The sequence below is a fragment of the Streptomyces stoeckheimensis genome, from assembly GCF_045822005.1.
In the GTDB taxonomy this organism is placed as follows: Bacteria; Actinomycetota; Actinomycetes; order Streptomycetales; family Streptomycetaceae; genus Streptomyces; species Streptomyces stoeckheimensis.
Window position 1 is genome coordinate 6,354,372 of record NZ_CP169550.1, and the last position, 12,718, is coordinate 6,367,089.

The window sequence follows — 12,718 nt, forward strand, 5'->3', positions numbered from 1 at the left end:
AGCCCGCCCCCCCCGCAAGGAGCAGAGCCGTGCCCGCTGCCGACACCGTCCTCACCGGAGCCCGCGTCCGCACCCTCGACCCCGCCCGCCCCGAGGCCGGCGCGGTGGCCGTCCTCGGCGGCGAGATCGTCGCCGTCGGAGACGAGGCCGACGTCCGCGACTGGCGCGGCCCCGGCACCGAGACCGTCGACCTCGGCGGCGCCACCCTCACCCCCGGCCTCACCGACGCCCACAGCCACCCCGTCTGGGGCATCGAGATGGCGACCGGTACGGACCTCTCCGCCGTCACCGACCTCGACCAGCTCCGCGCCGCCCTGCGCACCGCCGACCGGGGCCCCGGCGGCTGGGTCACCGGCTTCGGCCTCGACCACAACGCCTTCGGCGGCCGTCCCGTCGACAAGGCCCTGATCGAGGAGGCCCTCGCCGGAGCCCCCGCCTTCCTGCGCCTCTACGACGGCCACTCCGCGCTCGCCTCCGGCGCGGCCCTGGCCGCCGCCGGGATCACCGGCCCGCGCGCCTTCGCCCAGCGCTCCGAAATCGTCTGCGACCCCGACGGGCGGCCCACCGGCCACCTCGTCGAGCACGCCGCCATGGCACTGGTCGGCTCGCTCGCTCCGAAGCCCACGTACACCGAGCGCCGGGAACGCCTCGCCGGGCTGCTCTCCGACATGGCCGCCACCGGTCTGACCGGCGCGCACGTCATGGACCTCGGGGACGGGGACGTACCGGCCCTGCTCGCGACCGCCGAGTACGAGGGCGATCTCCCGCTGCGGCTGAACCTCGCGCCCTGGTGCATGCCCGGAGCCACCGGCGAGGACCTGGAGGAGCTGATCGAGCTCCAGCGGCTCGCGGGCCGCCACTGGAAGGTCGGCGGGGTCAAGTTCTTCATGGACGGCACCGTCGAGGGCGGCACCGCCTGGCTGGAGCACGCCGACTGCCACGGCCGGGGCACCGACGCCTTCTGGCCCGACCCGCAGGCCTACGCCGAGGCGGTACGGGTCCTCGACGCGGCCGGGGTGCGCACCGCGACCCACGCCATCGGCGACGCGGCGGTCCGGCACGTCCTGGACACCGTGGAGTCACTGGGCCTGCGGGGCCGGATGCGGCACCGGATCGAGCACATCGAGACGGTCCCGGACGGCCAGCTGAAGCGGTTCGCGGAGCTCGGGGTGATCGCCTCGATGCAGCCGCCGCACACCGCGTACACCCGCGCCGACCACAGCGACGAGTGGTCCAAGCGGCTGGGGGAGGAGCGGGCCGGCCGCGCCTGGCGCTGCCGGGACCTGCGCGAAGCCGGCGCGGTGCTCGCCCTCGGCTCCGACTGGCCCATCGCTCACTACGACGCCCGCCAGGTCCTGGCCACCGCCCGCGACCCGCGCGGCGCGGCCTCGGCCGGTACGGGGGCCTGGACCGGGGCGGCCCTGAGCGGGCTGATGGCGCTGGAGGGCATGACCTCGCACGCGGCGCTGGCGGCGGGGGAGGGAGACGTGGCGGGGCGGATCGCGGCCGGTTTCCGGGCCGATCTGACCGCCTTCGGCCTGGACCCGGTGGACGCTCCGGCGGACGAGCTGGCCGGGGCACCGGTCCGGCTCACCATGTCGGGAGGCCGCATCACCCACAGGGAGGGGTGAGACGGTAGGGGGCTCAGCGCCGGAAGCGGCCCAGCGCCGGAAGGTTCAGCACGGCCGCCGCCACCGGGTGGCGGCCGGTCTCCTCGGGCCGGCGCGGCAGCCGGTGCGGGAGCGACCCGTACCAGGAGCGGGAGACGGCGTAGCCGAAGGCCAGGCAGAGCATGCCGCCGACGGCGTCGAGCCAGAAGTGGTTGGCGGTGGACACGATCACGACCAGCGTCGCCGTCGGGTAGAGCAGGCCCAGGATCCGGGCCCAGGGGGCGGAGGCGACCGCGAAGATCGTCAGCCCACACCAGAGCGACCACCCTATGTGCATGGACGGCATGGCCGCGTACTGGTTCGACATGTGCTTGAGGTTGCCCGAGGCCATGGAGCCCCAGGTGTGGTGGACCAGCACGGTGTCGATGAAGTTCTGCCCGTTCATCAGCCGGGGCGGCGCGAGCGGGTAGAAGTAGTAGCCGACCAGGGCCACGCCCGTGGTGGCGAAGAGGACGAGCCGCGTCGCCGCGTAACGCCCGGGATGAAAGCGGTAGATCCAGACCAGCACGCCGATGGTCATGACGAAGTGGAGGGTGGCGTAGTAGTAGTTCATGCCCACCACGAGCCAGGTCACCGAATTGACGGCGTGGTTGATCCTCTCCTCGACGGCGATGCCGAGCGTCTGCTCCACCCTCCAGATCCAGTCGGCGTTCGCGAGCGCGGCCGCCTTCTGCTCGGGCACGGCGTTGCGGATCAGCGAGTACGTCCAGTAGCTGACCGCGATCAGCAGGACCTCGAACCAGATCCGGGGTCGCCGGGGGGCGCGCAGCCTGGAGAGCAGTGCACGCTCGGACGACTCCGGGCGGTCCTGGCTCTCGGTCACGGGGGGTGACGAGACGTCCGTCCGGGTATCCAGTGTCTTCACGCTCGCTTCACCCATAGGAAAAGAGTCTGCCAGATGCGGACTCGCCTTCGATCATCCCTTGGGACGGTCTTGGCCGCAGCCCCTCAGCCTCGGGGACGAGCGGAGACCTTACGTCCCTAGGGGAAACGGCAGGGGCGTCCCTCAGGGGCGTGCGGGTCCGCGGCCCTGCTGGGGGCCCGACGCGGTCGAGCCGCGGACGACCAGCTCGGGGAGGAACACGAACTCGCTGTGCGGGGCGGGCGTACCGCCGATCTCCTCCAGCAGGGTCCGTACCGCGGCCTGGCCCATGGCCTGCACGGGCTGGCGGATGGTGGTCAGCGGCGGATCCGTGAACGCTATGAGCGGGGAGTCGTCGAAGCCGACCACCGACACGTCCTGCGGGACCTTGAGGCCCTGCTGCCGGGCCGCCCGGATCGCGCCGAGCGCCATCATGTCGCTCGCGCAGACCACCGCCGTGCAGCCGCGCGCGATCAGCGCCGCCGCGGCGGCCTGGCCGCCCTCCAGCGTGTAGAGGGAGTGCTGGATCAGCTCCTCGATCTCGTCCTCGCCGAGTCCGAGCCGTTCCTTCATGCCCAGCCGGAAGCCCTCGATCTTGCGGACCACCGGCACGAACCGCTTGGGTCCGACGGCCAGCCCGATCCGGGTGTGCCCGAGCGCGGTCAGGTGGGTCACCGCGAGCTGCATCGCGGCCCGGTCGTCGGGGGAGACGAAGGGGGCCTGCACCTTGTCGGAGAAACCGTTGATGAGGACGTACGGGACGCCCTGCCCGCGGAGTTGGTCGTAGCGGCCCATGTCGGCCGTGGTGTCCGCGTGCAGCCCGGAGACGAAGATGATCCCGGAGACCCCGCGTTCGACGAGCATCTCCACGAGCTCGTCCTCGGTGGACCCGCCGGGCGTCTGCGTGGCCAGCACCGGGGTGTAGCCCTGCCGGGTCAGCGCCTGGCCGATGACCTGGGCCAGCGCCGGGAAGATGGGGTTGTCGAGCTCGGGGGTTATCAGGCCGACGAGTCCCGCGCTGCGCTGGCGCAGCCGTACGGGGCGTTCGTAGCCGAGCACGTCGAGGGCGGCCAGCACGGATTCACGGGTGCCTGCGGCCACACCGGGCTTGCCGTTGAGCACGCGGCTGACTGTGGCTTCGCTGACCCCCGCCTGGGCTGCGATGTCGGCTAGCCGTGCGGTCACGGGATTGGACTGTACCGGTCGGACGTTCACAATGACCACCACGTGCACGAATCCGGGGGAAGCCGGACGGTACGGCCGTCCGTCTCCACCGGGGCACTGGACAGGACGGGCCGTCCGGGCGAGGGCATCTCGAGCGGGACCGGGCGGGTGTTGAGCGTGCACGCGAAGCCGGGGCGGGTGAACAGCAGCACCCCCTCGGGCGCGGGCAGCCACTGCATCCCGGACTCCGCGGGCCCGGCTCCGGCCGTCTCCGGGAGCCCCGCCTCCGGCGCCCCGAGGCCCGGCATCGCGCGGCGCAGTTCCAGGGCGGCGCGGTAGAGCTCCAGGGTGGAGTGGGGGTCGCCGGTCTGCGCGGCGACGCTGAGCCCGCCCCAGCCGGCCGGCTGCGGGAGCCAGCTCCCGGCGGGCCCGAAATCGTACGGGGGCTCCTCCCCGGACCACGGGATCGGTACGCGGCAGCCGTCGCGCAGCCCGTCCTGCCCGGCGCCCCGGGCGAAGGCCGGGTCCCGACGGGCGGAGTCCGGGAGGTCGGTCACCTCGGGGAGGCCGAGCTCCTCGCCCTGGTACACGTACGCCGATCCGGGCAGGGCCAGCATCAGCAGCGCGGCCGCCCGCGCCCGGGCCAGGCTGCCGTAGCGGGTGCGGTGCCGTACGACGTCGTGGTTGGACAGCACCCAGGTCGTCGGGGCGCCGACCGAGGCGGTGGCGGCGAGGGACTCGTCGATGACGGTGCGCAGTGCGGTGGTGTCCCACGGACAGTTCAGGAACCGGAAGTTGAAGGCCTGGTGCAGTTCGTCGGGGCGGACGTAGAGCGCGAGCCGCTCGGAGGTGGGCGCCCAGGCCTCGGCGACGCCGATGCGCGGGACCTCGTAGGAATCGAGCAGCCGTCGCCAGGAGCGGTGGATCGCGTGGACGCCGTCCTGGTCGAAGAAGGGGAGCGGCTCGATGCCGATGAGGGTGGCCTGCGCGCCGCGGCCGATGTCCGGCAGGCCCGGGGCCTTGACCATGCCGTGGGCCACGTCCACCCGGAACCCGTCGACGCCGAGGTCGAGCCAGAACCGCAGGACGGCGGAGAACTCCTCGGCGACCTCCGGGTTCTCCCAGTTCAGGTCGGGCTGCTCGGGGGCGAAGAGGTGCAGGTACCAGGCGCCGTCCGGGGTCCGGCTCCAGGCGGGCCCGCCGAAGACCGACTCCCAGTCGTTGGGCGGGAGCTCCCCGCAGGGCCCCCGGCCGGGGTGGAAGTGGTAGCGGTCGCGGGCTCCGGGCTCCCCGGCCAGCGCCGCCCGGAACCAGGCGTGCTGCTCGGAGGTGTGGTTCGGGACCACGTCCACGATCACCCGCAGCCCCAGCGCGTGCGCGGCGCGGATGAGGTCGTCGGCGTCGGAGAGGTCCCCGAAGAGCGGGTCGACGGCCCGGTAGTCGGCGACGTCGTAGCCGCCGTCCGCCTGGGGGGAGGCGTAGAAGGGGGTCAGCCACACCGCGTCGACCCCGAGCCGGGCCAGGTGGGGCAGCCGCTCGCGGACCCCGCGCAGGTCCCCGATCCCGTCGCCGTCGCTGTCCGCGAAGGAGCGGACGTACACCTGGTAGATGACGGCATCGCGCCACCAGCCGCCGCTCGCGGTGGCGTTGCTGGAAGCGCTTGCAAGCCTGGAGGCGGTCAACTCGTGGGTCATATCGGGTCAACGCGTGTACGCACCCCCTGGTTGCGGGCCCGGACAGTCGAAGAGGGTTCGAACTAACAGCAAGCTGCGGCAACCGTACGGACACACGGATGTAACGATCACCCCTTCTTGCAGAAAGTTCCCGCAAGGTCTTTCGGTCGGCTTTCAGGCTTGTTACGTTCTCGGCAACTCGGAACCGCGAGGCGCGGCCGGGATCATCGAAGGAGTTCATATGCGGCGTGGCATAGCGGCCACCGCGCTGGTCGCGGCTCTGGCGCTCGCGGCGACGGCTTGCGGCGGTGACACCAAGGACGGCAGCGACGGCGCCAAGGCCGACGGGGAGCTCTCCGGCACGGTCACGTGGTGGGACACCTCGAACGACGCCGAGAAGGCGTCCTTCCAGAAGATCGCCGAGGCGTTCACCGCCAAGCACCCCAAGGTGACCGTCAAGTACGTCAACGTCCCGTACGGCGACGCGCAGAACAAGGTCAAGAACGCCTTCAGCAGCGGCTCCGAGGCCCCCGACGTGATCCGCGCCGACGTGGGCTGGGTCGCCGACTTCGCCTCCCTCGGCTACCTCGCCGAGGTTCCGGCCGAGACGGCCAAGAAGATCGACACCGAGTTCCTGCCCCAGGCCGCGGCCAGCGGCAAGTACGAGGGCAAGACCTACGGCGTCCCGCAGGTCATCGACACCATGGGCCTCTTCTACAACAAGAAGATGCTCGCCGACGCCGGCGTCGAGCCCCCCAAGACGCTGGAAGAGGTGAAGACCGCCGCCGCGGCCATCAAGGCCAAGACCGGCAAGGCCGGCCTCTACCTGCGCGGCGACGACTCCTACTGGTTCCTCCCCCTCATCTACGGAGAGGGCGGCGACCTCGTCGACGCGAAGACCAAGACGGTCACCGTCGACAACGCCGCGGGCGTCAAGGCCTTCAAGGCCGCCCGCGACCTGGTCACCTCGGGTGCGGCGATCACCAACGCCACCGACGGCTGGACCAACATGCAGACCGCCTTCAAGACGGGCGAGGCCGCGATGATGATCAACGGCCCCTGGGCCGTGGCCGACACCTACGCGGGCGACCAGTTCAAGGACAAGGCCAACCTCGGCATCGCCGCCGTCCCGGCCGGCTCCGTCAAGGCGGGCGCCCCGCAGGGCGGCCACGACCTCGCCGTCTACGCGGGCTCCAAGAACATCGCCGCAGCGAACGCCTTCGTCGACTACATGACCTCGCAGGAGGTGCAGGTCCAGTCCGCGAAGGAGCTGAGCCTGCTCCCGACCCGGACGGCCGCCTACGAGCAGCCCGACGTCAAGTCCAGCGAGATGGTGCAGTTCTTCAAGCCGGCCGTGGACAAGGCCGTCGAGCGCGCCTGGATCCCGGAGAACGGATCCCTCTTCGAGCCGCTCAAGGTCGAATACACCAAGGCGATCACCGGGGCATCGAGCCCGGAGGACGCGGCCAAGGCCGCCGGCGCCGAATTCCGCAAGATCCTCAAGGGCTGGAAGTAACGAAACCATGGCTGCTCACACCAGCCAGTCGGTGGCGAAGGCCGCGGGCAGCGAGACCGGTCCTGACGCCGGTCCCGCCGCCCGCGGCCGGAGCCGCAGGACTGACAGCAGGACCGACAACAGGACCGGCGGGAGCAACCGCCCGGGGCTGAAGCGGGCCCTCGCCACGCACTGGTACGCCTGGGCCATGATCACCCCCGTGGTGCTCGTGCTCGGCGTGATCATCGGCTGGCCGCTCGTCCGCGGCATCTACCTGTCGCTGACCGACGCCACCGAGCGCAACGTCAGCCGGACCATCGGCGTCAACCACATCGAGGCGACGTACCAGTTCGTCGGACTCGACAACTACGCCGACGTCCTCGCCGACCCCGTGTTCCTGCAGCGGCTGGTGTGGACGGTCCTGTGGACCGTCGCCTGCGTGTCGGTCACCTTCGCGCTCGGCCTGGGCCTCGCCACCGTGCTCAACCGCGAGTTCAAGGGACGCGCCGCCTACCGGATGGCGCTCATCCTGCCCTGGGCCGTCCCCGGATTCGTCTCCGTCTTCGCCTGGCGGTTCCTCTTCAACCGCGACAACGGCATCCTGAACAAGATCCTCGAAGGCGGCGGCATCTCCGCCGTCCCGTGGCTCGACGACCCGACCTGGGCGAAGATCGCGGTCATCGCCGTCAACGTCTGGCTCGGCGTCCCCTTCATGATGGTCGCCCTGCTCGGCGGCATGCAGTCCATCCCCGGCGAGCTCTACGAAGCGGCCGAGATGGACGGGGCCACCCCCTGGCAGCGGTTCCGCCACATCACCCTGCCGGGACTGCGCACGGTCAGCATGACCGTGATCCTGCTCTCCACCATCTGGACCTTCAACATGTTCCCGGTGATCTTCCTGCTCACCCGGGGCGGCCCCGGCGACTCCACCGAGATCCTGGTGACCCAGGCGTTCCGCGAGGCGTTCGTGACCAGCCCGCGCGACTTCGCGGTCTCGGCGACCTGGGGCGTACTGATCCTCCTGCTGCTCACGATGTTCGCGCTGGTCTACCGGCGGTCGCTGCGCAAGCAGGGAGAGGTGTGGTGACCGTGACGACCAACTCTGTGAGCTCTGCGGGTTCCGTGGGTTCCGCGAAGGCGGCCTCCGGCCGCCCCCGCGGCAAGCGCTCCCCGCTCGCCTCCGCCGGACTGCACGCCACCCTGGCCGTCGCCGCCGTGATCGCCGTCTTCCCGGTGCTGTGGATCCTGCTGACCTCGCTCAAGCCCGCGAAGCACGCCATCTCCACGGACTTCGTCAAGGAACCCACCCTCGACAACTACCGCTACCTGGTGGAGTCGACCTCCTTCCTCACCTGGTTCGGCAACTCCGTCCTGGTCGCCGGCATCACCACCGTCCTCGGGGTGTTCATCGCCGCCACCACCGGATACGCCGTCAGCCGCTTCAAGTTCCCCGGAATGAAGCCGCTGATGTGGACCCTGCTCATCACGCAGATGTTCCCGATGGCCATCCTCATCGTCCCGCTCTACAACCTCATGGGCGACCTGGGGCTGCTGAACCAGCCGCTCGGCCTGGTGATCACGTACCTCACCATCGCCGTGCCGTTCTGCGCCTGGATGATGAAGGGCTTCTTCGACACCATCCCGGTCGAGATCGACGAATCCGGCCGCGTCGACGGGCTCAACCCCTTCGGCACCTTCTGGCGCCTCATCCTGCCGCTGGCCAAGCCCGGCCTCGCCGTCACCGGCTTCTACGCCTTCATCACCGCCTGGGGCGAGGTCGCGTACGCCTCCGCCTTCATGGTCGGCGACGAGCACCTGACGCTGGCCGGCGGCCTGCAGACCTTCGTCACGCAGTACACCTCCAACTGGGGTGCGATGAGCGCGGCTTCCATCCTCATCGCCATCCCTGCGGCGTTCTTCTTCCTCTTCGCCCAGCGTCACCTCGTCGCCGGGATGACGGCAGGCGCGACCAAGGGCTGACCAGCCCCGCGCGCACGGGCTGACCACCCGATGCCTGCCCCCTCTCACCCCCGGCCCGATCTCCCCAAGGACGACATGACCCAGCACCTCGCCGCCGAAACCTCGTTGGACGGCCTCCCCACCTCCACCGGCACCCTGCCCGGCTGGTGGAGAGAAGCGGTGATCTACCAGGTCTATCCGCGCAGCTTCGCCGACTCCAACGGGGACGGCATGGGGGACCTCGAAGGCATCCGCAGCCGACTGCCGTACCTGAAGGAACTCGGCGTCGACGCCGTATGGCTCAGCCCCTTCTACGCCTCCCCGCAGGCCGACGCCGGCTACGACGTCGCCGACTACCGGGCCATCGACCCCATGTTCGGCACCCTCCACGACGCCGACGCCGTGATCCGCGAGGCGCACGGACTGGGCCTGCGGATCATCGTGGACCTGGTCCCCAACCACTGCTCCGACCAGCACGAATGGTTCAAGCAGGCACTGCGCGAAGGGCCGGGTACGCCGCTGCGCGAACGCTTCCACTTCCGCCCGGGCCGGGGGGCGGACGGAACGGAGCCCCCGAACGACTGGGAGTCCATCTTCGGCGGACCCGCCTGGACCCGGGTCGCCGACGGGGAGTGGTACCTGCACCTCTTCGCACCCGAGCAGCCCGACTTCAACTGGGAGCACCCGGCCGTCCAGGACGAGTTCCGCTCGATCCTGCGGTTCTGGCTCGACCTCGGCGCCGACGGCTTCCGCATCGACGTGGCCCACGGCCTGGTCAAGGCGCCCGGCCTGCCCGATCTGGGGCGGGGAGAGCAGCTGAAGCTGCTGGGCAACCAGGTGCTCCCCTTCTTCGACCAGGACGGCGTCCACGAGATCTACCGCTCCTGGCGGAAGGTGCTGGACGAGTACGCCGGCGACCGGATCGGCGTGGCCGAGGCCTGGACGCCGAGCGCCGATCGGACGGCCATGTACCTGCGGCCCGACGAGCTCCACCAGGCCTTCAACTTCCACTACCTGAACACCGGATGGGACGCGCAGGCGCTGCGCGCCACCATCGACGAGTCCCTGGACGCGATGCGCCCGGTGGGCGCGCCGACGACGTGGGTGCTGTCGAACCACGACGTGGTGCGTCACGTCACGAGGTACGGCGGAGGCGCCGAGGGCCTGGCCCGGGCGCGGGCGGCCGCGCTGCTGATGCTGGCCCTGCCCGGATCGGCGTACGTCTACCAGGGCGAGGAGCTCGGCCTCCCCGAGGTCCTCGACCTCCCGGACGCCGCCCGCCAGGACCCGGCCTTCGCCCGCGGCGCCGGGCAGGACGGGCTGCGCGACGGCTGCCGCGTACCGATCCCGTGGTCGGGCACCGAGGCCCCGTACGGCTTCGGCGAAGGCGGCAGCTGGCTGCCCCAGCCGGCCGAGTGGGCGGGTCTGAGCGTGGCCGCGCAGACCGGCGACCCGGCCTCCACCCTGGAGCTCTACCGCGCCGCGCTGCACCTGCGCCGCGCGCACCCGGAGCTGGGCGCGGGCGACGCGGTGGAGTGGCTGGAGGCCCCGGCGGGCGTCCTGGCCTTCCGCCGGGGGGACTTCACCTGCACGGTCAACACCACGGACGGGCCGGTACGGATGCCCGCGCCGGGCACCGTACTGCTGTCGAGCGGGGACCTCTCCGACCCGTCGGAGCTGCCGGCCGACACGGCGGTGTGGTGGCGGGGATGACCTCCCCGCTGCGGCTGACGGACATCGCCGCGCAGGCCGCGGTCAGCGAGGCGACCGTCAGCCGCGTGCTCAACGGCAAGGCGGGCGTGGCGTCCGGCACCCGGCACAAGGTGCTGGCCGCCATGGACCTGCTGGGCTACGAACGCCCGGTCCGGCTGCGCCGGCGCAGCAACGGCCTGGTGGGTCTCCTCACCCCGGAGCTGACCAACCCCATCTTCCCGGCGTTCGCCCAGGTCATCGAGCAGACGCTGGCCGGCCACGGCTACACCCCGGTGCTGTGCACGCAGACCCCGGGCGGGGCCACCGAGGACGAGCTGGTGGAGCAGCTGGAGGAGCGCGGGGTGACGGGGATCGTGTTCCTGTCCGGCCTGCACGCGGACTCCTCGGCGGACCCTTCGCGCTACCAGCGGCTGGCGGCGCGGGGGGTCCCCTTCGTCCTCATCAACGGCTTCAACGAACAGGTCCAGGCCCCCTTCATCTCCCCGGACGACCGCGCGGCGGCGGAGATGGCGGTCCGCCACTTGGAAGACCTGGGCCACCGCAGGATCGGCCTGGCCATCGGCCCGACGCGCTACGTCCCCTCGGCCCGCAAGGAGGCGGGTTTCATCGCCGCCATCCCGTCGGCGGCTTCCGAAGGCCTCATCCAGCGCACCCTGTTCACGGTCGAGGGCGGCCACGCGGCGGGCGGAGCCCTGCTGGACCGCGGCTGCACGGGCATCGTCTGCGGCAGCGACCCGATGGCCCTCGGCGTCATACGGGCGGCCCGCGAACGCGGCCTGCGCGTCCCGGAGGACGTCTCGGTGGTCGGCTTCGACGACTCCCCCCTGATCGCCTTCACGGACCCCCCGCTGACCACGGTCCGCCAACCGGTCCGCGCCATGGCCACGGCAGCGGTGGGCGCCCTCCTGGAGGCAGTGGCAGGCACCCCGGTCCAGCGCACGGAGTACGTCTTCCAACCGGAACTGGTGGTCCGGGGATCCACGGGGCAGGGACCTGGGGGGTAGGGGCCAGCGGGGTAGGGGCCCGCGGGGCAGGGGGTTGACTGCCGGCTGTCTTCGATGCGTCGTTCGAAGTCAGTCGGGCAGCGCCACGGTGAGGTCCACCTCGACGAGCTGTCCGGAAAAGCCCAGCTGGGCAACGCCCAAGAGCGTGCTGGCGGTGGTGAACGCCGGCCCCAGGGCGGACTCGGTGAGCCGACGCCATACGGATCCGAGAACGTCCCTCTCGTCGCTCCGCACGTAGATCACGGACCGCACCACGTGCTGCGGCCGGGCACTCGCCGCTGCCAGGGCAGTGAGTGCGTTCGCGACCACCTGGTCGACCTGCGTCTCGACGGAACCGGCACCGACGAGGTCACCGTTCCGATCGAGCGGGCACTGTCCCGCCAGGTAGGCCGTACGCCCTGCCTCCACCACCGTGATGTGGTGGTAGCCGGGCGTCTCGTGCAGCTGCTCGGGGTTGATGCGGGTGATCTTCTCAGTCATGCCCGCGAGTCTGCCCAGCGTGGTGCCGGCACGCACGCAATTTCCCCACCGGCAAGCCCGCCGCCTCAGAACCCGTTTCTCGACCGGACGAGCGGCCGGAGTCCCTGAACAACATCAACACGGAGCCGCACGAGAGCCTTGCCCGCCTAGTCTGCGGGGATGAGCCATCCGATTGAACTCGTCATCTTCGACTGCGACGGCGTACTGGTCGACAGCGAGCGCATCGCCGTGCGCTTGGACGCCGTCGTCCTGGCCACACTCGGGTGGCACCTCACCGAAGCCGAGATCGTCGACCGGTTCATGGGCCGCTCGAGCCAGTCGATGACGAAGGAGATAGAGGCCCACCTCGGGCGCAGCCTGCCGGCCGACTGGGAGGAGGAGTTCAGACCTCTCTACCGCCGCATCTTCAGCGCCACCGAGGTCGAGCACGGCAAACCAGCACCTGATCTGTTCCTCCACGCTGCACAGCAGATGGGCATCGCGCCCGAAGCGTGCGCCGTGGTTGAGGACAGCCGATACGGTCTTCAAGCAGCCCGAGCCGCAGGGATGCGCGCACTCGCCTACGCCGGGGGAATGACTCCCGCGCACCGGCTTGAAGGCCCCGACACCGTCATCTTCGACGACATGCGCAAACTGCCCGGTCTCCTCGGGGCAGCCGCCAGCCCGTGATCTGGCCTTGGGTGTTGCCTCTTTTCGGC

11 protein-coding genes are annotated in these 12,718 nt (G+C 71.1%); 7 read left to right on the top strand and 4 right to left on the bottom strand.

The window, feature by feature from the left end:
* The first annotated feature begins 29 nt into the window (after nt 1-29).
* Nucleotides 30-1,631 (top strand): amidohydrolase, encoded by a 1,602-nt coding sequence (locus tag ACE1OC_RS28790; protein ID WP_407839456.1) that lies wholly within the window; start codon nt 30-32, stop codon nt 1,629-1,631.
* A 13-nt stretch (nt 1,632-1,644) separates the two neighbouring features.
* Here the strand turns inward: ACE1OC_RS28790 and ACE1OC_RS28795 are convergent, their stop codons facing one another.
* The 3 genes from ACE1OC_RS28795 to ACE1OC_RS28805 all read right to left on the bottom strand — a co-directional run bounded on the left by ACE1OC_RS28795 (nt 1,645) and on the right by ACE1OC_RS28805 (nt 5,390).
* Nucleotides 1,645-2,550 carry a phosphatase PAP2 family protein gene (locus ACE1OC_RS28795; RefSeq protein WP_407839457.1) on the bottom strand — a complete coding sequence of 302 codons (906 nt, stop codon included), beginning with the start codon at nt 2,548-2,550 and terminating at the stop codon, nt 1,645-1,647.
* A gap of 126 nt (nt 2,551-2,676) precedes the next feature.
* Nucleotides 2,677-3,717, bottom strand: coding sequence for a LacI family DNA-binding transcriptional regulator (locus ACE1OC_RS28800; RefSeq protein WP_250743616.1), 1,041 nt, complete (start codon nt 3,715-3,717; stop codon nt 2,677-2,679).
* A gap of 26 nt (nt 3,718-3,743) precedes the next feature.
* Nucleotides 3,744-5,390 (bottom strand): glycoside hydrolase family 13 protein, encoded by a 1,647-nt coding sequence (locus ACE1OC_RS28805; protein ID WP_407839458.1) that lies wholly within the window; start codon nt 5,388-5,390, stop codon nt 3,744-3,746.
* 220 nt (nt 5,391-5,610) lie between these two features.
* On the opposite strand from ACE1OC_RS28805, the gene ACE1OC_RS28810 reads away from it, so the two are divergent.
* The 5 genes from ACE1OC_RS28810 to ACE1OC_RS28830 all read left to right on the top strand — a co-directional run bounded on the left by ACE1OC_RS28810 (nt 5,611) and on the right by ACE1OC_RS28830 (nt 11,540).
* The gene (locus tag ACE1OC_RS28810; RefSeq protein ID WP_250743614.1) at nt 5,611-6,885 is read left to right on the top strand and encodes an extracellular solute-binding protein; all 1,275 of its coding nucleotides are present in this window, start codon (nt 5,611-5,613) and stop codon (nt 6,883-6,885) included.
* A gap of 7 nt (nt 6,886-6,892) precedes the next feature.
* Nucleotides 6,893-7,951 carry a carbohydrate ABC transporter permease gene (locus ACE1OC_RS28815; RefSeq protein WP_407839459.1) on the top strand — a complete coding sequence of 353 codons (1,059 nt, stop codon included), beginning with the start codon at nt 6,893-6,895 and terminating at the stop codon, nt 7,949-7,951.
* Between the two features lie 17 nt (nt 7,952-7,968).
* Nucleotides 7,969-8,844, top strand: coding sequence for a sugar ABC transporter permease (locus ACE1OC_RS28820; protein ID WP_407841708.1), 876 nt, complete (start codon nt 7,969-7,971; stop codon nt 8,842-8,844).
* 75 nt (nt 8,845-8,919) lie between these two features.
* The gene (locus tag ACE1OC_RS28825; protein ID WP_407839460.1) at nt 8,920-10,536 is read left to right on the top strand and encodes a glycoside hydrolase family 13 protein; all 1,617 of its coding nucleotides are present in this window, start codon (nt 8,920-8,922) and stop codon (nt 10,534-10,536) included.
* Complete coding sequence (locus ACE1OC_RS28830) at nt 10,533-11,540, top strand: LacI family DNA-binding transcriptional regulator (protein ID WP_407839461.1); 1,008 nt, start codon at nt 10,533-10,535, stop codon at nt 11,538-11,540. The genes ACE1OC_RS28825 and ACE1OC_RS28830 overlap by 4 nt, the downstream gene beginning before the upstream one ends.
* A 69-nt stretch (nt 11,541-11,609) precedes the next feature.
* Here the strand turns inward: ACE1OC_RS28830 and ACE1OC_RS28835 are convergent, their stop codons facing one another.
* Nucleotides 11,610-12,020 carry a RidA family protein gene (locus ACE1OC_RS28835; RefSeq protein ID WP_407839462.1) on the bottom strand — a complete coding sequence of 137 codons (411 nt, stop codon included), beginning with the start codon at nt 12,018-12,020 and terminating at the stop codon, nt 11,610-11,612.
* Nucleotides 12,021-12,179: 159 nt separating this feature from the next.
* Between ACE1OC_RS28835 and ACE1OC_RS28840 the strand changes: the two genes are divergently transcribed.
* Entirely contained in the window at nt 12,180-12,689 is a 510-nt protein-coding gene (locus ACE1OC_RS28840) for an HAD family hydrolase (RefSeq protein WP_407839463.1), read from the top strand.
* The last annotated feature ends 29 nt before the right edge of the window (nt 12,690-12,718 follow it).